Source organism: Pararhizobium sp. P1_E7, assembly GCF_056405855.1.
Map to the genome: position 1 here is coordinate 208,174 of NZ_JBFUBH010000004.1, position 23,851 is coordinate 232,024.

Annotated in this window: 18 protein-coding genes; 8 read left to right on the top strand and 10 right to left on the bottom strand. The window is 61.2% G+C overall.

From position 1 onward, the window contains the following. Position 1: 1 nt before the first annotated feature. Together AC1D17_RS06970 and AC1D17_RS06975 are read right to left on the bottom strand one after the other, a co-directional pair. Positions 2-466 carry a hypothetical protein gene (locus tag AC1D17_RS06970; RefSeq protein WP_477564680.1) on the bottom strand — a complete coding sequence of 155 codons (465 nt, stop codon included), beginning with the start codon at positions 464-466 and terminating at the stop codon, positions 2-4. Positions 467-570: 104 nt separating this feature from the next. Continuing rightward, positions 571-2,328, bottom strand: a complete 1,758-nt coding sequence (locus tag AC1D17_RS06975; RefSeq protein ID WP_477564681.1) for an alkaline phosphatase — start codon at positions 2,326-2,328, stop codon at positions 571-573. Between the two features lie 158 nt (positions 2,329-2,486). On the opposite strand from AC1D17_RS06975, the gene AC1D17_RS06980 reads away from it, so the two are divergent. From AC1D17_RS06980 to AC1D17_RS06990, 3 genes are all read left to right on the top strand, one after another. Then, on the top strand, positions 2,487-2,633 hold the full coding sequence (locus AC1D17_RS06980) for a hypothetical protein (RefSeq protein WP_477564682.1): 147 nt from the start codon (positions 2,487-2,489) through the stop codon (positions 2,631-2,633). Between the two features lie 112 nt (positions 2,634-2,745). Next, the gene (locus AC1D17_RS06985; RefSeq protein ID WP_264219918.1) at positions 2,746-3,780 is read left to right on the top strand and encodes an aspartate-semialdehyde dehydrogenase; all 1,035 of its coding nucleotides are present in this window, start codon (positions 2,746-2,748) and stop codon (positions 3,778-3,780) included. A 210-nt stretch (positions 3,781-3,990) separates the two neighbouring features. Next, complete coding sequence (locus AC1D17_RS06990; protein WP_477564683.1) at positions 3,991-4,812, top strand: lytic murein transglycosylase; 822 nt, start codon at positions 3,991-3,993, stop codon at positions 4,810-4,812. Between the two features lie 100 nt (positions 4,813-4,912). Here the strand turns inward: AC1D17_RS06990 and AC1D17_RS06995 are convergent, their stop codons facing one another. Then, complete coding sequence (locus AC1D17_RS06995; RefSeq protein ID WP_477564684.1) at positions 4,913-5,962, bottom strand: saccharopine dehydrogenase family protein; 1,050 nt, start codon at positions 5,960-5,962, stop codon at positions 4,913-4,915. Positions 5,963-6,080: 118 nt separating this feature from the next. Between AC1D17_RS06995 and AC1D17_RS07000 the strand changes: the two genes are divergently transcribed. Continuing rightward, on the top strand, positions 6,081-6,827 hold the full coding sequence (locus AC1D17_RS07000; protein ID WP_477564685.1) for a TetR/AcrR family transcriptional regulator: 747 nt from the start codon (positions 6,081-6,083) through the stop codon (positions 6,825-6,827). Between the two features lie 36 nt (positions 6,828-6,863). Here AC1D17_RS07000 and AC1D17_RS07005 read toward each other — a convergent pair whose 3' ends face one another. Continuing rightward, positions 6,864-7,505, bottom strand: coding sequence for a carbonic anhydrase (locus tag AC1D17_RS07005; protein ID WP_477564686.1), 642 nt, complete (start codon positions 7,503-7,505; stop codon positions 6,864-6,866). Positions 7,506-7,722: 217 nt separating this feature from the next. Continuing rightward, positions 7,723-8,598, bottom strand: coding sequence for a pyridoxal kinase PdxY (pdxY, locus tag AC1D17_RS07010; protein WP_477564687.1), 876 nt, complete (start codon positions 8,596-8,598; stop codon positions 7,723-7,725). 284 nt (positions 8,599-8,882) lie between these two features. On the opposite strand from pdxY, the gene AC1D17_RS07015 reads away from it, so the two are divergent. Together AC1D17_RS07015 and AC1D17_RS07020 are read left to right on the top strand one after the other, a co-directional pair. After that, positions 8,883-13,670: an NAD-glutamate dehydrogenase gene (locus tag AC1D17_RS07015; protein ID WP_477564688.1), complete on the top strand. Its 4,788-nt coding sequence runs from the start codon at positions 8,883-8,885 to the stop codon at positions 13,668-13,670. Between the two features lie 42 nt (positions 13,671-13,712). Next, a complete protein-coding gene (locus AC1D17_RS07020) occupies positions 13,713-15,104 on the top strand; it encodes an MFS transporter (RefSeq protein WP_477564689.1) in 1,392 nt (463 codons plus the stop codon). An 89-nt stretch (positions 15,105-15,193) separates the two neighbouring features. Here the strand turns inward: AC1D17_RS07020 and purH are convergent, their stop codons facing one another. From purH to htpX, 4 genes are all read right to left on the bottom strand, one after another. After that, positions 15,194-16,807: a bifunctional phosphoribosylaminoimidazolecarboxamide formyltransferase/IMP cyclohydrolase gene (purH, locus tag AC1D17_RS07025; RefSeq protein ID WP_477564690.1), complete on the bottom strand. Its 1,614-nt coding sequence runs from the start codon at positions 16,805-16,807 to the stop codon at positions 15,194-15,196. Positions 16,808-16,933: 126 nt separating this feature from the next. Then, positions 16,934-18,619: a heparinase II/III family protein gene (locus tag AC1D17_RS07030; protein WP_477564691.1), complete on the bottom strand. Its 1,686-nt coding sequence runs from the start codon at positions 18,617-18,619 to the stop codon at positions 16,934-16,936. A gap of 206 nt (positions 18,620-18,825) precedes the next feature. Next, positions 18,826-20,244 carry an RsmB/NOP family class I SAM-dependent RNA methyltransferase gene (locus AC1D17_RS07035; RefSeq protein WP_477564692.1) on the bottom strand — a complete coding sequence of 473 codons (1,419 nt, stop codon included), beginning with the start codon at positions 20,242-20,244 and terminating at the stop codon, positions 18,826-18,828. Further along, on the bottom strand, positions 20,241-21,200 hold the full coding sequence (htpX, locus tag AC1D17_RS07040) for a zinc metalloprotease HtpX (RefSeq protein WP_477564693.1): 960 nt from the start codon (positions 21,198-21,200) through the stop codon (positions 20,241-20,243). The genes AC1D17_RS07035 and htpX overlap by 4 nt, the downstream gene beginning before the upstream one ends. Positions 21,201-21,269: 69 nt before the next feature. On the opposite strand from htpX, the gene AC1D17_RS07045 reads away from it, so the two are divergent. Together AC1D17_RS07045 and AC1D17_RS07050 are read left to right on the top strand one after the other, a co-directional pair. Beyond that, the gene (locus AC1D17_RS07045; RefSeq protein WP_477564694.1) at positions 21,270-21,518 is read left to right on the top strand and encodes a DUF1674 domain-containing protein; all 249 of its coding nucleotides are present in this window, start codon (positions 21,270-21,272) and stop codon (positions 21,516-21,518) included. A gap of 117 nt (positions 21,519-21,635) precedes the next feature. Then, positions 21,636-21,812: a hypothetical protein gene (locus tag AC1D17_RS07050; protein WP_477564695.1), complete on the top strand. Its 177-nt coding sequence runs from the start codon at positions 21,636-21,638 to the stop codon at positions 21,810-21,812. Between the two features lie 42 nt (positions 21,813-21,854). On the opposite strand, the gene acs is transcribed toward AC1D17_RS07050, so the two are convergent. After that, positions 21,855-23,804, bottom strand: coding sequence for an acetate--CoA ligase (gene acs / locus AC1D17_RS07055; RefSeq protein ID WP_477564696.1), 1,950 nt, complete (start codon positions 23,802-23,804; stop codon positions 21,855-21,857). Positions 23,805-23,851: the final 47 nt, after the last annotated feature.

The following is a 23,851-nucleotide window of genomic DNA, read 5'->3' on the forward strand; positions in this document are numbered from 1 at the left end:
GCTATACCGAAGCGTATTCGGCGTTGCGCAGCCGCAGCAGGCTGACAAAACCGGTTTCCGGATCGGTCCACGACCCGAACTCGAGAACGCCGCGCGCCTCGATCGCCTGCGACGGCTGCACGAACGTCTGCTTTTCACCGAGATAGACGACGACGATATTATCCGGCCAGTCGGCATCCGACGAGCAGAAGGGGCAGAGCGACATCGGAATTTCCGTGAGCACGAAGAAAGCGGCTTCGGCCTTGAGCGGCGGCGCCATGAAGCCCTTGATCGTTATCTCCTGACCGGCCAGCGACTTCACCTTTTCGGAGAACTCCAGCCCGAGAACGCCGAACTTGCTGTAGAGCTCATCGAACGACAGGGACGGAATGGCGGCCGCGGCCGACCGCGTCATCGCCAGAAGCGGCAAGCCTGCGAGCAATGACAGCACCGCGCGGCGGGTCGTTTGTGGGTCAAGACAGGTCATAGGGCGATCTCCTTGCGGAGCGGCCGCGGCTTAAAACCACGGCCTGAACCAGAAAAACAGAATCCGGCGGGCTGCTGTACAAGCCCGCCGGACGCGATCACAGATCAGTTGGTCTGTTTTACACCGAGCGCCAGGGTATCGGCGAGAACGCGGTAGATATCGCTTTCTTCCATATAGCCCTTGAAGCCTTCGGCACCCGGACCGGCTGCCTGAAGAACCACGTCATCGACGGAATGCACGCCGCTATCGCCGCTCTTCGGGATATTGCCCTGTACGAACACAGCACCAGGAACGTCCTTGTAGGCCTCGTTGGCGACGTATTCCTTCTTTTCGTTCTGGATCGCCGGAACGAAGGGGCCATCGAGCTTCGGGCGGAAAGTCTCGTAGTGGTCCGGGCCGTTATTGGCGCTCAGGAACAGGCGGCGCGTGACGTCGACCTTGTCCGGATAACCATCCTTGTTCTCGTCGGTATAGTTCGGGAATCCGGCTTCGGCGTAGGTCCCGACCTTTTCGCGCATTTCAGTGCCCGGCTTTTCGTCATCGACGGTGCCGATGATCGAAACGCCGTGCGCATGGTCGCCGGTGACGACGATCAGCGTGTCCGGATGGCTCGCGGCGAACTCGCGGGCAACGCCGACCGCCTTGTCGAACTCGATGGTTTCAACGAGCGCGCGATCCCAGTCCAGCGGGTGGGACATCTTGTCGATATTGGCGCCTTCAACCATCAGGAAGAAGCCTTCGTCATTCTTCGACAGTTCGCCGAGCGCAGCCTTGGTCATGTCAACCAGGCCCGGCTGGTTCGGAAACTTTTCGACCGTGCCCTTTTTCAGAAACTCGCGGTCGAGCGTCGTATCCATGTTGCCGGTGTGAAAGAGGCCAAGGATCTTGCCGGTGTTGGTGCCGGTTGCGGTCTGCAGCTCGGACTTGTCGGTTGCGAGCGTGTAGCCGGCTTCCTGGAACAGCTTGATATAGTCCTTGTCGTCCTTGCGCTTCGAGCCGGGGACATCCTTGCTGAGGAAATAGGCCGAGCCACCGCCGAGGATGACATCGGGCTTGACGTCGAACATCATGCCGACGATCTGTTCCTTTTCAGCGCGCTTGCGGGTGTGGGCAACGACGGCAGCCGGCGTCGCATCTTCGATCTCGGCGGTCGAGACGATGCCGATCGACTTTTTCGTCTGGCGGCGGATGGCTTCGGCAATGGTTTCAACCTTCGGATCATCGAAGCTGTCGGGCGTGCGGTCGCCATAGACGCCGAGCGCGTTGACGGCCGTCTTGTGGCCGGTCATGTAGGCCGACATGGTGTTGGCGCTGTCGGTGGCGATCGCTTCGGTCGACGAGGTGCCGACGAAAGCCATATGATCGAGGTCGTCCATGTTGAGGCGGCCGTTGGCCTTACCTTCGGTCATGCCCTTGGACATGATGCGGGCGCCGGTGCGATGGGCAACAGACAGGCCATCGCCGAGCAGGAAGATGATGTTCTTGGCCTTCTGGGTTTCGCCGGTGTTGTAGACGTCCCAGGTGACCGACTTCGATTCTGCGCCGGCGGTCACTTCGATCTTGTAGGCGCCTTCGGTCGGCAGGATGAGACCGCGAGCGATCAGGGCCGAGCCCAAGATCTTGTCTTCCTTGCCTTTTTCTTCGGCAACGAATTCGGCTTCCTTGCCCAGGACAGTCTTGTAGTCCTGACCGTTGACGGTGATCTTGACGTCTTCCGGCTTGACGACGGACTTGAACTCGACCTTGAAGTCGAACGGCGAACCGGCAAGAATCGTTGCACGATCGAGCGGATAGACGGTGGCGGCCTGCGCGGCCCCAGCGAGGAATGTCGTGGCGGCAAGCGCCGACAGAAGCATACGCATGGAAAACCCCTTGTGGTTTCGTTTCGAGCTGACGGCCCGCAATAGTCACCGCGGATGACATCGGCATGACGCTTCAGTAACGTTTTGAAGGCAGGGGTGCCGCACGCCTTCCTGCCGGGCGTTCTCAGCTTTCTGTTGACTCTACGTCAAAACCGCGTATGAGCAGCAGCGGAAAAGGAACCACCATGCACCGTTTTGGTTACGCCATCGCTGCGCTGATCGCCCCGGCATTCGCTGCCGGGCGGGTTCGTTCTTTCTCGATTTTTTCCAAAACAACGGCCAAAACGACGACGAAAACCGTCTGACGTCTCTGGCCACCGCTCTCTCCCCGGTACGGCCGGGGACCTGAAACCCGCGCCCCTGGCCGGCGGGTTTCTCCCCAAAGCCCCGCGGAGAGACAGAAAGAGAGCAAAGACAATGGGTTTCAAGATTGCCATCGTAGGTGCGACCGGAAACGTCGGCCGGGAAATGCTGAACATCCTGGAAGAGCGCGGCTTTCCGGCTGACGAAGTCGTGGCACTGGCCTCGGCCCGCAGCCAGGGCACTGAAGTTTCCTTCGGCGACAAGACGCTGAAGGTGAAGAACCTTGAGAATTACGACTTCTCCGACACCGACATCTGCCTGATGTCGGCCGGCGGTGCCGTATCGCTCAAGTGGTCGCCGAAGATCGGCGCGCAGGGCTGCGTCGTCATCGATAACTCGTCCGCCTGGCGCTACGACCAGGACGTGCCGTTGATCGTTCCGGAAGTAAACCCGGACGCCATCACCCAGTTTACCAAGCGCAACATCATCGCCAACCCGAATTGCTCGACCGCGCAGCTCGTGGTCGCGCTGAAGCCGCTGCATGATTTCGCCAAGATCAAGCGCGTCGTCGTTTCGACCTACCAGTCGGTTTCCGGCGCCGGCAAGGAAGGCATGGACGAGCTGTTCAACCAGACCCGCGCCGTCTTCGTCGCCGATCCGGTCGAATCGAAGAAGTTCACCAAGCGCATCGCCTTCAACGTCATCCCGCACATCGATGTGTTCATGGAGGACGGCTATACGAAGGAAGAGTGGAAGGTTCTGGCCGAGACCAAGAAGATGCTCGACCCGAAGATCAAGGTCACCTGCACCGCCGTGCGCGTTCCGGTCTTCATCGGCCATTCGGAATCGGTCAACATCGAATTCGAGAACGAGATCAGCGCCGACCAGGCCCGCGACATCCTGCGCGAAGCGCCGGGCTGCCTCGTCATCGACAAGCATGAGAACGGCGGCTACATCACGCCTTACGAGAGCGCTGGCGAAGACGCGACCTATATTTCGCGTATCCGCGAAGACGCAACTGTCGAGAACGGCCTGAACATCTGGGTCGTTTCCGACAACCTGCGCAAGGGCGCCGCCTTGAACGCCATCCAGATTGCCGAGCTTCTCGTCAATCGCGGCCTCATCAAGGCGAAGAAGCAGGCCGCCTGACATAAAGTCTAACGAATAAAAGCCTCGCATGATCCGTTAAACGGGGTGCGGGGCTTCTTTGTAAAAAGGCAACTGCGACGATTTTTCATAGTCAAAAGGAGGATTCACGTGAAACACGTCCTCCCGATACTGTGCCAGCGTCGTGACAGAGGCCGCAAAGACTGGCATTTTGCGGACACAAATTTGGATTCGGGCAATACGGGGTTTTTCATGCGCAAGGCAAAGTGCGTACTGGCAGGTTTCACGGCGATGATAGCGGCGGCAATTCTGCCTTCCGTTGCATCGGCCGCACAGTGCAGCAACACATCGGCAGGCTTCGACGCCTGGGTCGAGGACTTCAAGGGCGAAGCCGCGGGCCGCGGCATCAGCCCGGCTGCCCTCAACAAGGCCTTCGCCAACGTCACCTACAACAAGGCGACGATCCGCGCCGACCGTGGCCAGAAGAGCTTCAAGCTGTCGCTCAACCAGTTCATGCAGAAGCGTGGCGGCCAGACGATCATTTCGCGCGGCAAGAAGATGAAAGCGCAGAACGCTGCTCTCTTCGATTCGATCGAAAGCCGCTACGGCGTTCCGGCCGGCCCGATCATCGCAATCTGGGGCATGGAAACCGGTTTCGGCGGCTTCATGGGCAAGGAACATACGCTCTCGGCCGTTTCGACGCTGGCGTTTGACTGCCGCCGTTCCGACTATTTCACCGACCAGCTCTATGCGGCGCTGGCCCTCGTGCAGCGCGGCGACCTCAGCCCGGACGCGCGCGGTGCCGCCCACGGCGAAATCGGCCAGACACAGTTCCTGCCCGCCAACGTGCTGAAATTCGGTGTCGACGGCGACGGCAACGGCCATATCGACATGGTTCGCTCCAAGGCTGACGCGCTTGCCTCGACCGCCAACTTCCTGCGCGGCCACGGCTGGAGCGCCGGTGGCGGCTACCAGCCGGGCGAGGGCAATTTCGGTGCGATCCAGGGCTGGAACGCCGCCAGCGTCTATCAGCAGGCGATCGCCATCATCGGCGCCGAAATCGACGGCGGCTGATAGGCCACAGGGTTTCTGGAATGAGACCTATCCGCAGTCTGGGAAACCGGACTGCGGATTTTTTGTTTAAGGTGCCGGCGCAGGCGCGCAGACGATACCATCACACGGGTATGGCGGGCTTATAAGCCAGGTGTTGTGGCGCCAGGCTCTGCAGAAATTGTTCTGCATCGAAGAGTTCGCCGGGGGCAAAAACACCGCTCTTTTCACCTGGATCGCGAAGAAGCCGTTGGACGGCTTCGACGATCAGCGGAGCCGTGACCGCGTAGATGTCGCGTCCCGTCACGGAGGCGCGGCGAACCTCTCCCTCCCGTTGCGCGACAACCTCCATCAGGAAAACCTGGGCTGATCGCCCCGTTTCATCCGCAGCTTCGGGCGATGGCGTATTCACATCGCGCAGGTCACGAAGCGGCGTCAAGTTGAGATAGTTATGAAACGCGCCCACCGTCAGATGCCTGGAAATCAGGATCGTTTCCGAAAACGGCAGTTCGACCATGTCCTGACTGTCGAACGGCGCTGCAAAGCGCCAGGACGTGGTGGGCGCGGGGCTTGGCAGGGGCTGCAATTGTCCGCCGTTAATGACGAGGCGGTGGGCGGTGTTGCGTTCTCCGGTTCGCCGCGTGCCCTGCGTCGGCAACCAGCTGTCGAGTGCAATGGCAATGCGCAGATCGTCAACCGAGGTCCAGTCTCCGATTGCAGCCGTTGCCAGCAGATCGCCCAGGCCGCCATAGAACCCCATGGCCGGGACGATGGCGACCCCCGCCGCCTTGGCAGGCTCGGCAAAGCGCTCGAAGATGGACAGTACGGCCGGCTGCTCGGCCGTCATGTCGAGATAGGCAATACGCGCCCGCAGTGCAGCCGAGATTACCGGTTCGGCCGTATCAAGGAATGGCCCGGCGCAATTGATCACGACCGCCGCTCCTTCAAAGGCGCGATCAAGCGATGAAGGATCCTCGACGGCGGCCAGTCTGGCTTCGACGCTGCCGTTTCCCTCCGCAAGAGATGCCAACCTTTCCTGATCCCGGCCGATTGCGATGACACCGAACCCGCGCCGCAACAGTTCCGCGATCACGAAACGCCCGGTGTGCCCCGCGGCCCCGAAGACGGCCACTTTCTGTCCCTGCGTGTCTCCTGATGAATGATGATCGAGCATATGCGCCTCCCTGCAATATTGATCACACGATACAGACCTGTCTGTTCACAAGCGATACAAACAAGTCTGTAGCGTGTCAAGCGAGGATATGCCATATTGGCCGCAAGGAGATCAGCCGATGACGCTAGCCACCACGCCTGACGAGAAGGCGGAAACCAATCCCGAGGTCAGATTGCGGGTTCTGCAAACGGCCTCAGAGCTGTTTTATCGCCTGGGTGTGCGCGCCGTCGGGGTCGATATGATCGTGGCGGAAGCGGGGGTGGCGAAAACCAGCCTCTATCGGCATTTCCGAACCAAGGACGACCTCATTGCCGCATTCCTGCAGCGCGAGGACGACGATTTCTGGAGAGTGTGGGACGAGGTCGCGCAGCGTCACGCGGGCGATGCCGGAGGGCACGCGGGCGATGCCGGAGGGCACGCGGGCGATGCCGGAGGGCACGCGGGCGATGCCGGAGGGCACGCGGGCGATGCCGGGGGGCACGCAGGCGATGCCGGGGGGCACGCAGGCGATGCCGGGGGGCACGCAGGCGATGCCGAAGCCGAACTTGAAGCGCATATGGGCTGGATCGGCGAACGCGCCGGTCGTCCGAACTATCGCGGCTGCCCGCAGATCAATGTCGCGGCGGAGTTTCCCGATCCCGCGCACCCGGCACGCGCCGTGGCACGGATGCACAAGGAAGAACTGAGGCAGCGGCTGAAAGCGATAGCCGAGCGCCTGGGAGTCAAGCGCCCGGAGGAACTGGCCTTGCAGCTGGCGCTGGTCATCAACGGCGCCTTTGTCAGCGGCACGCTGTTTTCGGCGCAGAATGCGATCCCGACCTTGCTGGCCATGTCGCGCTCACTCGTGGCAACGGCGCGCATCTGAAGCACGCCGCCGCGCCAAAACGCCGCAAGCGAAAAATCACATGCCGGGCCGGGCGAAATCGCCGGTCTTCGGGTCCATCACCCAAAGCTCGCCGGTCGAGATGTCAAACCAGGAGCCATGCAGCTGCAGCTTGCCGCGCTGTTCGAGGATCTGGACGCAGGGGAAAGTGCGCAGATTGGCTATGGAATTGCGAATGGACACCCGCTCCAGCGCCCGCTGGCGTTCCGCCACGGTCATGATGTCATTGCTGTGAATCTGTTCGGCGGCGGGTTTAAGGAGATTCATCCAGCGGCCGATAAAATCGCCGGGCGACAACGGCTCCGCATCCAAATCGAGCGCCGCCTTGATGCCGCCGCAGCGGCCATGACCCATGACGACGATATCGCTCACCTTCAGAACCTGGACGGCGAACTCAAGAGCGGCCGACGTCGAGTGATAATGACCGTCCGGTTCGTAAGGGGGCATCATATTCGCCACGTTGCGCACCACAAACAATTCGCCGGGTCCGCTGTCGAAGATGGTTTCCGGCGCTGCCCGGCTGTCGCAACAGGCAATAACAAGCGTCTTCGGCTGCTGGCCGCTTTCGGCCAGGGCCTTGTAACGCTTCTGCTGCTCATTGAAGCGGCCGCTCATGAAGTTGTTGTAGCCGTTCAGCAAATGGTCCGGGAAACGCTGCATGGTGCTCGATCACTCCAACTATTTAAGACAATTGAGATGTACATTTGCATGTCAGCCGCACACGACATACCATCTTCCTGCGCCGCACACAGGCAAATTTACGGCAGCCCGCGCCGCCGGTAACATCCGTGGAATTTTTCGTATCGTTTTGCGTAGGGTGGAAACGGTTTATTCGCTCAAGGCATGGGCTGGCAAGGGGTAGATAGGCCGAACAGAATCACGACCGGCGTTTCTGCCCGGGATGCATCAGTCGTCGCATCTGAACCATGGCCATCGGCGTCGCAAGGCTGGACGCATCGCGCTCAAGCGTCAATTCGTCGGCACCGCGCTTGCCGGTGCGGGCGATGATCTCGAAGACGCTGGCAGTGGCCAGTTGCAAGGCCCGCTCCTCGTTCAGCCCTTCCAGAAGCCGGGCGACAAACAGCGCCGCCAGAAGATCGCCCGTCCCGTTGGGAGGATTGTCGATCAGCCGATGTTCGGCGAGCAACGCGTGATTGCCGGAGAGATAGAGATTGCCGGTGCTGCCCTGCATCATCGGGAAGGCCGAGGTAACGAGCATGCGAGGCGGCCCAAGCGACAGCGCGGCTTCGAGAATAGCGGCATTTGTGTCAAGATCTGCACCACAGAGCCAGGACAGTTCGAACCTGTTCGGCGTGGCAAGAGAGGCAAGCGGCAGCAACCGGTCGCGCATCGCAATTGCCGTCGCCTCCGGCACATAAAGCCCGCCGGCATCGCCCATCACCGGATCGCAGGCATAAAACAGATCGGGCTTTTTCTCCCGCAAGGCCTCGACCAGGCGCGCGACGCCTTCCGCCTGGTGGGCAGCACCAAGATAGCCGGAGAGGACAGCGCGGACTTCGCCCGTCCATGGGGCGCGGATCAGATCATCGATCAGCCTGCCGAAATCCTCTTCGCCGACCGTCACCCGCGTCGATGGACCATGGCCCGGATGCCATGGCAGGATGACCGTCGGCACGGCCCAGACCGGATAGCCCAACGTCTCAAGCGCAAAGACGGCCGCGCGATTGCCGACCGAGCCGCGAATCACATGGCTTGAAATGACGATGACGGCGCCGGGTGCAGGCTCGGACATATCTGATTTTCCGCTGTTTCGACCTGCCCAGATCGCCCGACAGTCATGCCGCTGTCAACTGCGGCTGACAAAAGATCAGAGGGCGCATTTCCGGCTCATTCATCAGAACAACGAAATATGCAAATACAACCGATTGAATTCGAAAATCGGCGAATCTTTGCCAAAAATTTCACAAAACCATTCCGATTTGGATCAATCTGGCCGAAAAATAGCCACAAAAACAATCGCCATGAGCAATTCTTCTGTTAGGTTCGGCCAAAATGGTGATTGCGGGGAGATACGTCATGGGCACCAAATACAATCCAAAAAAAGACCGTCATTTCGAAGCGGTGAGCGAAGCCGGCAAAGCGCTCGGGCTGAAATTGCTCGCTCCGGAGATCCTTTTTCGCCGCGCCAGCCATGACGATCTCGATGCCTATACGCCCGACATGCTGGCGCTGGCGGCAGCCCATGCGCTGACGGCCATCAGCCACAAGGAAAGCGACCGGCCGGTAATCAGCGTTGAGACGGTCGAGGGGATTGCACCCAATGGCGACGACGTATCAGTCCTGTCCGTAACTGACCGCAACATGCCGTTTCTCTACGATTCGATCATGGGCGAGGTGACGAGCACGCACCGCGACATTTACCTTGCCGTACACCCCATTCTGGTTATCGAGGCAGGCAAGCCGGCTAAAATTTTCGATCCTGAAGAGAAGAGCGATCCCGCCACCCGGATCAGTCACATCCAGATTCACCTGGCCAAGCTGACCGCGGCAGAAGCGGAAGACCTGAAGGAACGCGTCGCCAACGTGCTGTCGCAGGTTCACCAGGCCGTCGGCGACTGGAGCCAGATGACGGTGCTGCTCGATCAGGCGATGAATGAGCTGGAAAACCATGCACCGAGCCGCAAGAAGGGCGACCGCGACGAAGCGCTGGCGTTCCTGCGCTGGCTGCGCGGCAACAACTTCACATTCCTCGGCATGCGCGAATACACCTATTCCGGCAAGGGCGACGATGCCGTGGTCGAACGCGGCGAAGGCCGCGGTCTCGGCATCCTCTCCAATCCCGACGTGCGCGTGCTGCGTCAGGGCAAGGATGCCGTACTGACGACGCCGGAAATCCTTGCCTTCCTCAACGGTCCGGATTTTCTCATCGTCACCAAGGCGAACGTCAAATCGGTGGTGCACCGCCGCGCCTACATGGACTACATCGGCGTCAAGCGCTTCGACGAGGCGGGCAATGTCACCGGCGAACTGCGCATTGTCGGTCTGTTCACCTCGAGCGCCTATACGCGGCCGGCAGCGGACATTCCGCTTTTGCGCTTCAAGGTCGAAAAGATCGTCGATCATTTCGGCTTCGATCCGCAGAGCCATTCCGGCAAGATGCTGACCAATACACTGGAATCCTACCCGCGCGACGACCTGTTCCAGATCGATGTCAGCCTGCTGGCAAGCTTCTGCGAGCAGATCAACGAACTGGCCGACCGGCCGCGAATCCGGGTTCTGCCGCGCATCGACCATTTCGATCGTTTCGTTTCCGTTATCGTCTACGTGCCGCGCGAACAGTATGATTCCGATGTGCGCGAAAAGATCGGGCTCTATCTGAAGACCGTCTATGACGGCCGCGTTTCGGCCTATTACCCGGCTTTCCCGGAGGGCGGGTTGGCGCGGGTGCATTTCATTATCGGCCGTTCCGGCGGCAAGACGCCGCGTGTGGCGCAGGCGAAGCTTGAAGACGCGGTCCGCGACATCGTCACCCGCTGGATCGACCGGTTCAACCTGCTCGCCCGCCATGACGACGTGTCCATCGCCGTCAACGAAGCCTATCAGGCCGCCTTCACGCCAGCCGAGGCCCATGCCGATCTCGCTGATATCGCCGCCTGCTCGCCGGGCGACCCGATCCGCATCGCCTTCTACCAGAAGCGCGGCAAGGGACCGGAATCGCTGGAGCTGAAGATTTTTCACGCCGGCGAGCCGGTCTCGCTGTCGCATCGCGTTCCGCTGCTTGAAAACCTCGGCTTCCGGGTCATCAGCGAACAGACCCACGATATTGCCGTTTCCTGCGCAACGGCTGGCGAGCGCCTCGTTGTTCTGCACGATATGGAATTGGTCCATCGCGACGGGCATCTGCTCGATCTCAACAAGACCGGACCAATGCTGGAGGAGGCCTATCTGGCCGCCTGGAACGGCGTGATCGAGGACGACAGCTTCAACCGGCTGATCCTGCTGGCCGGGCTGACCGCGCGCGAAGTGACGGTTTTGCGCGCTTACGCGCGTTACTTGCGCCAGACCGGCATCACCTATTCCCAGGGTTATCTCGCTGACACGCTGAACAAATATCCGGCTATTGCTTCGGATATTTTCAAGCTTTTCGTCACTCGCATGGACCCTGTGCTCGAAGACAAGCCGAGAACGAAGCGCATTGCCGCGCTGAGCGCCGCCATCGAAGAGGCCCTGAACGCCGTTCCGAGCCTTGACGAGGACCAGATCCTGCGCCGGTACGTCAATGTCGTGCAATCGACCCTGCGCACCAACTATTTCCAGCGCGATGCAAGCGGAAATCCGAAGGTGATGCTGGCCTTCAAACTCGATCCTAAAACGCTGGAAGGACTACCGGAACCGCGCCCCTTCCGCGAAATCTTCGTTTACGGCACCGAGGTCGAAGGCGTTCACCTGCGCTTCGGCAAGGTGGCCCGTGGCGGACTTCGCTGGTCGGACCGGTCGCAGGATTACCGGACCGAGGTGCTCGGCCTCGTCAAGGCGCAGCAGGTCAAGAACGCCGTCATCGTCCCCGTCGGTGCCAAGGGCGGCTTCTATCCGAAGCAACTGCCGGCCGGCGGTACGCGCGATGACATCTTCAAGGCGGGCACCGAGGCCTACAAGACCTATATCCGCACCATGCTGTCGATCACCGACAACATTGTCGGCCAGGATATCGTACCCCCGGCGAATACGCTGCGGCTCGATGGCGACGATCCCTATTTCGTCGTTGCCGCCGACAAGGGCACGGCGACCTTCTCCGACACCGCCAACGGCCTGGCCCAGGAAGCCGGCTTCTGGCTGGACGACGCCTTTGCCTCCGGCGGTTCGGCCGGCTACGACCACAAGAAGATGGGCATCACCGCGCGCGGTGCCTGGGAAACGGTCAAACGGCATTTCCGCGAAATGGACATCGACATCCAGACGACGCCCTTCAGCGTCGTCGGCGTCGGCGACATGTCCGGCGACGTCTTTGGCAACGGCATGCTCCTGTCGGAGAAAATCCGCCTGATCGCCGCCTTCGACCATCGCGACATCTTCATTGATCCTGATCCGGATATCGAAAAATCCTTTGCCGAGCGCAAGCGCATGTTCAACCTGCCGCGTTCCAGCTGGCAGGACTACGACCGCTCGACGCTTTCGGCGGGCGCCATGATCATTCCACGCTCGGAAAAATCGGTGACGCTGACGCCGCAGGCGATGGCGGCAATCGGCCTTGAAAAGAGCCAGGCGACACCGTCCGAGATCATGACGGCGATCCTGAAGAGCCCGGCCGACCTGCTCTGGTTCGGCGGTATCGGCACTTACGTGCGCGGCCCAAGCGAAACCGATGCGGAAGTCGGCGACCGCGCCAACGACCCGATCCGCATCACCGCCGACGAGGTCGGTGCCAAGGTGATCGGCGAGGGCGCCAATCTCGGCGTCACCCAGCGCGGCCGCATCGGTTTCGGCCTCAAGGGCGGACGCTGCAACTCCGACGCCATCGATAACTCGGCCGGCGTCAACTCCTCCGACTTCGAGGTCAATATCAAGATCGCACTCGCTTCGGCGATGCGCGACGGCCGGCTGACGCGGGCCAAGCGCAACACGCTTTTGGCCTCGATGACCGACGAAGTGGCCTCCCTGGTGCTGCGCAACAACTACGAGCAGTCGCTGTCCATCTCGCTGACGGAAATGCTGGGTGCCGGCAACCGGACGCCTCTTGCCCGGCTTATGACCCGGTTGGAAGCCGAAGGCCATCTCAACCGCAAGGTCGAGGTGCTGCCGAACGATCTCGCGCTGAGCGAACGCTATCAGAACGGCAAGGCGCTGACACGCGCCGAGATCGGCGTGCTCTTGTCCTATGCCAAGATCGTGCTGTTCGACGAGATCGTCGCCAGCGACCTGCCCGACGACGCCTATCTGCTGACGACGCTGCGCGATTACTTCCCGGCCAAGATGCACAAGGCCCATGCCAGCGATATCAACGAGCACCGCCTGCGCCGCGAAATCATCGCGACGGTTCTGGCCAACGATGTCATCAACCGCGGCGGTCCGGCCTTTGTCTCGACGTTGATCGACCAGACGGGCTTCATGCCGGCGGATGTGGTGAAGGCCGCGGTGCTGACACGCGACGGCTACGACCTGAAGCGCATCTATGGCGAGATCGACGCGCTCGACAACGTCATCAGCGGCACTGTGCAGAACGAACTCTACCAGGAGGCGGCGCGCATCTTCGCCATCGTCACCGAACGGACACTGAGAACCAAGGCGATGCAAGCGCCGCTCGGCGAGGCGATCGGCGAGCTGCGCGAAGCATTGCAGAAACTGAAGTCCACCCTGCGAAGCTCGATTCCAGAGGACGCAACGGCGGACGTGCGGCGAAGGGCTGCCTATTTCATCGAGCGTGGCGTGCCGCCGGCGCTTGCCGAGGAGATCGCCGCTCTCGCCGTGATGACCTTCGTGCCGGAAATCATCCAGATCGCCGCCGATACCGGCGTGACGCTGGCACGCACGGCGCAGAGCTATTTTGGCGTGACGCAGAACCTGCGGATCGCCCGGCTCCTGGCGGCCGCCGAGCGCGTTTCGGCAACCGAGCAATACGAGGCCATGGCCCTGTCGCGCAGCATCAACGACATCGCGACCGCGCGCAAGGACATCACCATCGCAGCGCTCACCGACAAGAAGGACGAGCGCAATCCGGTCGGTGCCTGGCGGGACGGCGACCGTAGCCGGATTTCCCGGGTAACCGAACAGCTGACCCAGTTGACCGAAAAGGGCGAAACGACGCTCGCCAAGATCACCGTCGCGGCCGGGCTCCTCAGCGATCTTGCACAGAACAGGATGAGGTGACACTGTTCGCTCCAACAGGGCGGACAGGCAGTGGAGAATCAGGTGAGCAGCATCACGGCAGAGGCTGGCGACGAGCCAAGGGTATCGCGCGCCGGCCTTTTCGGCTGGATGCTGTTCGACTGGGCAGCACAGCCGTTCTTCACCGTGATCATCACCTTCATCTTCGGCCCCTATTTCGTTTCCCGGCTCACGGACGACCCGGCCTACGGGCAGGCAATGTGGGGCTATACGTTGACCATCTCCGGCATCGTCATCGCCGTGCTGTCGCCGGTGCTCGGTTCGATCGCCGACCAGACCGGCGCCCGCAAACCCTGGATCGCCTTTTTCGCCGTCATCAAGATCGTTTCGCTGGCGCTCCTTTGGTTTGCCGTGCCCGGGTCGTCGCTGATCTACCCGTTCATCTTCATCATCCTCGCATCGATCGCGGCCGAATTCTCGATTGTTTTCAATGACTCGATGATGCCACGGCTGGTCGGCGAAAAGCAGATCGGCAAGATCTCCAACATGGCCTGGGGGCTTGGCTATCTCGGCGGCATGATCGTGCTGATCGCGGTGGTGGCGCTGCTTGCCGGAAGCCCGGAATCCGGCAAAACAATTCTCGGAATGGACCCGCTGTTCGGGCTTGACCCGGCAACCGGCGCCGATGCGCGGGTCACCGGGCCGATCGCGGCCATCTGGTATCTTGTGTTCATCCTGCCGATGTTCCTGTATACACCCGACGCCGACAAGGGGGCCATGCCTGCCGGCGCTGCCGTACACGCCGGGATGGCAGAGCTGCGCCACACGATCGGCGAACTCCGGCACCGCTCCGGAATTTTGCGCTTTCTGATCGCCCGGATGATCTTTCAGGACGGGGTCAACGGCTTGCTGGCACTTGGCGGTACGTTTGCGGCCAGCATGTTTGCCTGGCAGACGGTCGAGCTTGGTGTCTACGGCATCATTCTCAATGTCGTGGCGATCGGCGGCTGCCTCTATGCCAGCCGGCTCGACGCAAAACTCGGCTCGAAGGTGATCGTTACCGCCAGCCTGATCTGCCTGACCATCGCAACGCTCGGTATCGTCTCGACCGGGCCGGGCTATACCTTGTTCGGGCTGCTCCAATTGCCGACAACCGATGCCGGCGGGCTTTTCGGCACCGCCGCGGAAAAGGCCTATATCGTCTTCGGCCTTCTGGTCGGGATTGCATTCGGCCCGGTACAGGCTTCCTCCCGCTCCTACATGGCGCGCAGTGTCAGTGCCGACGAGGCAGGGCGGTATTTCGGCATCTATGCCCTGTCGGGACGGGCGACGACCTTTCTGGCACCAGCCGCCGTTGCCACCGTTACCCTGATGACGGGATCGGCCCGCATCGGCATGATGGCACTGGTGGTCTTCCTGGCCGTCGGCCTGCTGATCCTGATCCGGACTCCTTACCCGGCGAACAGAGCAGGCTGAGCCGCAATCTCGCCAATGCTTCTGCCATCAAGATGGCAGAAGCTGGCTTGATGGCAGCCGATACATTTGCCCCCCGCAGTGCCGCTTTCTCAATGCCGGAAATGGCGCATGCCGGTAAACACCATCGCAACGCCGGCCTCGTCGGCGGCAGCGATGACTTCGGGATCGCGCATCGAGCCGCCGGGCTGGATGACGGCAGTCGCACCGGCAGCGATCATCGACAGGAGGCCATCGGCGAACGGCAGGAAGGCTTCCGAGGCAACGGCGGAACCGTGGGTGAGCGGCGCGGGAAGGCCGAGCGCCCTGGCGGCTTCTTCAGCCTTGAGGCCGGCGATGCGGGCGGAATCGACCCGGCTCATCTGGCCGGCGCCGATGCCGACGGTCTGGCCGTCCTTGGCGTAGACGACAGCATTGGATTTCACATGTTTCGCCACCTTGAAGGCGAATTTCATGTCCTCCAGCTCCTGCGCAGTCGGCGCCCGTTTGGTCACGACCTTCAGCTCCAGGTCCTCGACCATGCCATTGTCACGCGTCTGCACCAGCAGGCCGCCCGCAACCGTCTTTGCGGTCAGACCGGGGACGCGCGGATCGGGAAGGGCGCCGGTGACGAGAAGGCGCAGGTTCGGCTTGCCAGCAACAATGCTCCTGGCGGCATCGCTGACCGAAGGAGCGATGATCACCTCGGTGAACAGCTTGACGATTTCTTCCGCCGTGGCACCGTCAAGCTGCTGATTGAGCGCGATAATGCCGCCGAAAGCCGACGTGGAATCGCAGGCCAGCGCGCGCTCATAGGCTTCAAGCAAAGTGGATCCCGTGGCGACGCCACAAGGATTGGCATGCTTGATGATGGCAACGGCCGGCGATTTTTCAGCCGGGAATTCGGCGACGAGCTCAAAGGCGGCGTCGGTATCGTTGATATTGTTGTAGGAGAGCTGCTTGCCTTGCAGGAGGGTTGCGGTGGCAACGCCCGGGCGGTTCTCGCCGGTGATGTAGAATCCAGCCTTCTGATGGGGATTTTCGCCGTAGCGCATCTCTTCCTTCAGGACCCCGCCGACCGTGCGGTGAAGCGGCATCGGTGTATCAAGGACTTCGGCAAACCAGCCGGAAATCGCGGTGTCATAGGCAGCCGTGCGGGCATAGGCCTTGGCAGCCATCTTCTGACGGAAGCTGAAGGACGTAGCGGCACCCGTGCCAAGCTCGGCGAGAAGCGCTGAATAGTCGGACGCGTCGGTGATCACCGTGACATAGGCGTGGTTCTTGGCCGAAGCGCGGATCATCGCCGGGCCGCCGATATCGATATTCTCGACCGTCGTCGGATAATCGCCGCCCTTGGCGCGGACATCCTCGAACGGATAGAGATTGATGACGGCCAGATCGATGCCGGTAATGCCGTGTGTCGTCATTGCCTGGACATGGTCCTCATCGTCGCGGATCGCCAGAAGGCCGCCATGCACGCCCGGATGCAGCGTCTTCACCCGGCCATCCATCACTTCCGGAAAGCCGGTGAGCTCGGATACGTCGGTGACCGGCAGGCCGGCATCGGCAAGCGCCTTGTGCGTACCGCCGGTCGAAACCAGATGAACGCCCTTCTGATGCAGCGCGCGCGCCAGATCGACGATACCGCTCTTGTCGGAGACGGAGAGGAGGGCAGTGCGGACAGTGACCTGATCCGGGGCGGGAATCTTCTTGGAGGCGACAGCCATCATCAAGCTCCTTGGTAGGCGCCGGATATCGGGAGGGTCTTCCGGCAAATGTCCGCCTGCCGTTAACACAGCTTTCCGCGTGAAGAAACCGCAGTCACGGCGATGAGCGCCCTACCAACGAGATTGTCACGCTTCGCGCGAAAAAATCCACTGGATTTCGGGCTGCGAGCCCGCAGCAAAGGTCACGGACAGCTGTGACGTCTTGCGCACCCCCGACGGGTCGGCAAAGAAAATGTCTTCCTCGACCAGGACTTCGCCGTCGCGGCACGTAAACAGCCAGACCTCGCCATCCGGCGCGCTCAGGTAAACTTCATGGGCGCTGTGCTGACGGATATTGATCGACGGGTGAATATGAAACCGCGCGACGGCGACGGCGGTATTGGTTTGCGCCGGTTCCGCGCCATCCGGCTGAACCAGCCGGTCGCGCCCGCGGACAGCATTTCCCTGACCGTTGATGCCGATATCGCGCTCATGGACGAGGCCGAAGACCTGGGCATAGCCATCATGGCTGGCAATAACAGCATCCGGCTGGCCGGCACGTTCCTCGCGCCGAACAGCGACCTTCGAGACGCCGCCGGTGACAATGGGGCCGAGAAAACCCGACTGCGACAGACGTGATGACGAGCGATCGTTGATGGTTACCGTCGAATGCGCCGCCGTCAGGCGCGCCAACTGGCGAAACCGGTCGCCGGCAAACTTTGGCGAACCGGAATTGATGACGAAGCGGTGGCGTCCCGACGACATTTCGAACGACAGGCAGCCGGCATGCGCCGTTCGCGACAATTCCGCCGAAAGCGGCTTGCCGGTGTCCATAATGACAACGACGTTGTTGTGCGCCAGGCGTTCATACTGAAGATGCGGCAACGCCTTGAAAGGCGCACCGGCAGTCTCGTCATATCTCAGGACGGCCATGAGTTCATTGGCAAGCGTCGAGGTGGCGCCATTGAACAAGGCCAGCTCTCCACCTTCATGGCGAAAAAATCGCAGGGCCGGATACATCCGGTCGATGCAGGGGATCAGTCTGGCCGGCACATCATGGCCGAGATTGACATAGGTCTGGCGCAGCGGCAGCAGATCGATCAGCAATTCCAGGCCGGTGCGCGGATTGCGCGAGCTGTGGCCGCCATCCGGCAGGATCTGACGGTCCAGTTCCTGATCAAGATTGCGCGCCGCCTTGCGGATCGTCGATTCAGAGGCCGGCATGGCAACGGAGGCCATGGCAAGCGCAATGCGTGCCCGCAACCGCGCTTCGCCGTCCCAGGTGGTGTCGGTGATGTGGCGCAGATACCGCACCTGGAAGGCAAGACTCTTGAGGAAGCGGCGATAGAATGGATGCTCGGCATTGCGCAAAATGATCGGCGAATGCGACAGCCACGCAATCAGGCGCTGGGAGATGATGTCGGCTTCCCAGGCGATGCCGCCGATATAGCCGCCATGCGTGACAATCCAGTCGTTGACGATATGACGCAACCGGACGAAGGCTTCCTCCTCCTTGACCGAACGCATGTGGCGAACCCAGCCGAAAGAATGAAGCCGCACAGCGAATTCCTGCGATGGGAGATCCATCTCGAATGGAGATTCACCATCGGTTTCAAGCACGCGGCCAGCCAGCGGAAAGCGGCCCTGCAGGATTTCCTGCGCGACGAAAGGATCGACCGCCCTGAGATCGGTCGGCGCGACAATCAGCCGATCCGGCGTTGTCCCGGCAAAGCGCAGGGCGGAATTCCGGCCCAAGGCAAGACGGCGCGAGAAGCGGCGCCAGCCCTCACGCACATATAGATAAAGAAGCCTTTGCCGGTCTGAAATCTGCATTTTCGACGCCTGCGCGTCTCCTCACTCCCGGACTGGCCTCATCCGGCATTGAAAACCGGAATGACTGCAATCCGTACCAGATACTACCAGAACGACGATCGTGCCTGAAAAGTCGTTAAACTTTTATGGATCGTGCCTGTATTGTTTAGGCAAACGGACATGGAGCGTCAATTGACGCCCGTCATGTGCCTGTTGACAGGCTGTGGTTAAATCTTGCGACGAAGGACCACGGCATAAAAACCGTCAAGGCCGCCGGAGAAACCGTCCTGCGGCTCGATCATTGCCGGCGTGGTTCGAAATTCACCCAGCGGTGTCACTGCATTTTCCAGACCCGGCCAGTCTTTTGGCGCGATTGCCACCCGTTCGCTGTTGCCGTCGGCAAGCACACGTTGCGTTACCTCTTCACCTTCCCGCTTATCGAGCGAGCAGTTGGAAAAGACGACGAGACCGCCGGGCTTCACCAGCGTCAGCGCATGGCGCAGCAGCTTTTCCTGCAGGACGGCCAGTTTCTCGATATCCTCCGGTCCCTTGGTCCACAGGACGTCCGGATGGCGGCGGATCGTGCCGGTCGAGGAACACGGCGCATCGAGCAGCGCCGCGTCGAACAGGTCATCAGCACGGAAATCGGCCATGTTGATTTCCCGGGTGACCGCTTCCAGTCCCAGCCGGGCGAGATTGCCCTGAAGACGCTTGAGGCGGCTTGCCGACTGATCGAGTGCAGTGACCTCGGCTCCGGCAAGAATGAGCTGTGCCGTCTTGCCGCCGGGTGCAGCACAGAGGTCAACGACGCGCTTGCCGGCGAGCGAGCCGAAAAGCTTGGCGGGAAGGGCGGCGGCGGCATCCTGCACCCACCATTCGCCGTCATCGAAACCTTCAAGCGCCGGTACCGCGCCGGAAAAACCGGCAAGACGGACCGAACCGGTCGGGAGGAGGCGTCCGTTCAGACGTTCCGCCCAGCGTGGGGCATCCGACTTGACGGTCAGATCGATGGCTGCGGGCGTCAAAAGCGCGTCGGCGATGCGGGCGGCTTCATCGGCGCCGTAATAGGTGACCAGCCGTTTATGGAACCAGCCCGGAATCGCCGGGATTTTTTCACCGACATTTTCCAGCAGATCCTGCTTCTCGCGGGACATGCGGCGCAGCACAGCGTTAACGAGGCTGGCAAAGCGCTTGTTGCGCGGATCGATCTGCGCCTGCTCGACCGCGAGATCGACGGCGGAATGATCGGGAATATCGAGATAAAGGATCTGCGCGGCGGCCACCGTCAGCACGTGATCGAGCGCCCGGGCGCCTTCCGGCAGCGGATTCTGCAACAGCGAACCGATCATCGCCTCGATGCGCGGCAATTGCCGCAGCGCCGAGTTGAGGATAGCCCGAACCAGCGCGCGGTCGGCCTCGTTCAGTTCGCGATAGACCGGATTGCCGTTGCCGGCATCCAGCATGCCGTCCAGCGAGGTCTTGCGATCGACGACGGCGGCAAGCATCTTTGCAGCCGCCTGCCGGGCCCGGATTCCGGGCTTGTCGCTGCGTTCAAAGGCCGGATTCTCCGGAGCCTGGCCGCGCAAGCGGGCCGGGCGTTTGTTTCGTTTCGGATGCGAAGCGTTCTTATGATCGTCAGACGTCAAGACCAGGGACCTTTCGGTGGTTCGGAACCACCGCGACCCCAGCCTGTCGGCGGCACGGAGCGCGATTTGCGCACGGGATTATCAGCCCTGACCGGCGGCGTCGAGACCGACTGCATCTCTTGCGCCATCTGCTGCAATGCCGCGATGCGGTTTTCCGTGGCCGGATGGGTGGAGAACAGATTGTCCATGCGCTCGCCGGAGAGCGGATTGATAATAAACATGTGCGCGGTGGCCGGATTGCGCTCAGCCTCGGCGTTCGGCACCTGATGGGCGAAGTTCGAAATCTTGGCGAGCGCAGATGCCAGCGCCAGCGGCTTGCCGCAGATTTCCGCGCCGCGCCGGTCGGCCGAATATTCGCGCGTCCGGCTGATCGCCATCTGCACGATCGCAGCGGCCAACGGCGCGACGATCATCGCCACCAGGACGCCGATGAAGCCGAGCGGATTGTTGTTTTCGCGATTACCGCCGAAGAAGAAGGCGAAGTTTCCGAGCATGGAGATCGCACCCGCAAGCGTCGCGGTAAGCGTCATCGTCAGCGTGTCGCGGTTTTGCACGTGGGCGAGTTCATGCGCCATAACACCAGCGACTTCATCATAGGACAGCGCGTTCAAAAGCCCGGTGGACGCCGCCACCGCGGCATTTTCAGGATTGCGCCCCGTGGCAAAGGCATTCGGCTGCGGGTTGTCGATGACATAGACTTTCGGCATCGGCAGTCCGGCGTTCGCCGCAAGATCGCGGACAATGCCGTAATATTCCGGGGCCGAGCGCTCGTCGACCTCCTGCGCGCGGTACATGCGTAGCACCATGCTGTCGGAGTTCCAGTAGGAAAAGAAGTTCATGCCGGCGGCAATGACCAGAGCAATCATCATGCCACCCTTGCCGCCGATGAGAAAACCGACCGCCATGAACAATGCGGTCATGAAGGCCAGAAGCATCGCGGTGCGCACAAGGTTCATCAGTCGGTCTCCAACGTTTGCCGATGTTTCACGTGAATCACGGGTTTCGCTTGAACAAAGGTTTCCTATATGATGGGGACATTAGGCGCATTCTTCAACTTTTTCGCGGAAATTCACATGCAGAACGACAACGACAATTTGCCGGTGGAGCCGCGCAAACCTCTTTCGCCGGCCGCAAAGCGAGCGCTGGCCGAAGCTGAGGAACGCCGCAGGCTGCAAAAACCTGTCGAACTCCCGGAGGAACAGGGCGGACGTGGTGGTGCCGAACCGTCACGCTTCGGCGACTGGGAAATCAACGGCCGGGCGATCGATTTCTGAGGGAATTATTCCTTCGGATACCGCAATAGGAACGGTATATTTTCCTATCCATGATATTTCGCTTGATCCCTCTTCTCACTGCCGCTGTCACAGCGCTGTCGCTGGGCGCTCCCTCCCATGCTTCTGAATCCGGCAAACGTATCCGGGCCGGTGACCGCAGACGTCATCCGCGTCATTGATGGCGACACGATCAGCTTTCCCGACGGCCGGAATCCGGCTCAGGAAATGCTGTCGGCAGGCTACATCTCTCCCCAGGACGGCGGCCGCAAGTCGACGGCCTGCTCTTCCTGGTAGGCGTATCCGGGCCATTCGATGTCGAATGGCCCGGAGCTTGCGTCACTTCCTGTTTTGGCGATTGGCGATCAGGTCATCGACGACGGTCGGATCGGCGAGCGTCGAGGTATCGCCGAGCGAACCGAAATCGTCCTCGGCGATCTTGCGCAGGATGCGGCGCATGATCTTGCCGGAGCGGGTTTTCGGCAGGCCGGGCGCAAACTGGATCTTGTCCGGCGAAGCGATGGCGCCGATTTCCTTGCGGACATGGGTTATCAGCGCCTTGCGCAGATCGTCCGAACCGGTCTGGCCGACCATCAGCGTCACATAGCAGTAGATGCCCTGTCCCTTGATATCGTGCGGATAGCCGACAACGGCGGCTTCCGAGACCGAATCATGGCTGACAAGCGCCGATTCGACTTCGGCCGTGCCCATGCGATGGCCGGAGACATTCAGCACGTCATCGACGCGGCCGGTGATCCAGTAGTAGCCTTCCTCGTCGCGGCGGCAGCCGTCACCGGTGAAATACTTGCCCTTATAGGTCGCAAAATAGGTCTGGATGAAGCGTTCGTGGTCGCCATAGACGGTGCGCATCTGGCCGGGCCAGCTGTCGGTAATGCAGAGATTGCCGTCGGCCGCTCCCTCGATCACCTTGCCTTCGCCATCAACCAGCTGCGGCTGGACGCCAAAGAAGGGACGGGTGGCCGAACCCGGCTTCAATGCCGTAGCTCCGGGCAGGGGGGTAATCAGGATGCCGCCGGTCTCCGTCTGCCACCAGGTATCGACAACCGGGCAGCGGCCGTCGCCGACCACGTGATAGTACCATTCCCAGGCTTCCGGATTGATCGGCTCGCCGACGGAGCCGAGCGTGCGCAGCGATTGACGCTTGGAACGCGTCACGAAAGCGTCACCCTGGCCCATCAGTGCCCGGATCGCGGTCGGGGCGGTGTAGAAGATATTGACCTTGTGCTTGTCGACCACGTCCCAGAGACGGCCGGCGTCCGGATAGGTCGGGACGCCTTCGAACATCAGGGTCGTGGCGCCATTCGCCAGCGGGCCGTAGACGATATAGGAATGGCCCGTGACCCAGCCGACATCGGCGGTGCACCAGTAGATATCGCCGTCGTGATAATCGAAGACGTACTGATGCGTCATCGAGGCATAGACGAGATAGCCTCCGGTCGTGTGCAGAACGCCCTTCGGCTTGCCGGTCGATCCGGATGTGTAAAGGATGAACAACGGGTCTTCCGCGTTCATCTTCGCCGGCGGACAATCCGCTTCGACATTGGCAACAGCCTGATGGTACCAGATGTCGCGCTCGGAAAACCAGGCGATCTTGCCGGCCGTGCGGCGCACCACAATCACCGACTTGACGTCGACGCCGCCGCGGCCGGCGATCTCGATGGCCTGGTCGGTATTGGCCTTCAGCGGGATCGGCTTGCCGCCGCGCAGGCCTTCATCGGCGGTGATGACGATCGTGGATTCGCAATCGACGATGCGGCCGGCCAGCGCGTCGGGCGAGAACCCGCCGAAAACGATGGAATGCACAGCGCCGATGCGGGTGCAGGCCAGCATCGCATAGGCCGCTTCCGGGATCATCGGCATATAGATGGTGACGCGATCGCCTTTCTTGACGCCGTTTGCCTTCAGCACATTGGCGAGGCGGCAGACATGCTCGTGGAGTTCACGGTAGGTGATCTTCTTGTCGTCATAGGGATTATCGCCTTCCCAGATGATCGCCACCTGGTCGCCGCGCTTTTCCAGATGCCGGTCGATGCAATTGTAGGAGACGTTGGTGACACCATCCTCGAACCACTTGATCGAAACGTCGCCCTCGAAGGAGGTATTCTTGACCTTTGTATAGGGCGTAAACCAGTCGATACGCTTGCCATGTTCTCCCCAGAAGGCTTCAGGATCCGTGACGCTTTGCTCGTACCACGCCCGATAGGTCGTATCGTCGATAAGAGCACGTTTCCGGGCAGATTCCAGGATCGGATAGGTTTTGGCAGACATAGTGATTTCCTCCCTGCGCAGGCAGTTTCAGGCGGCACATCTCCTCG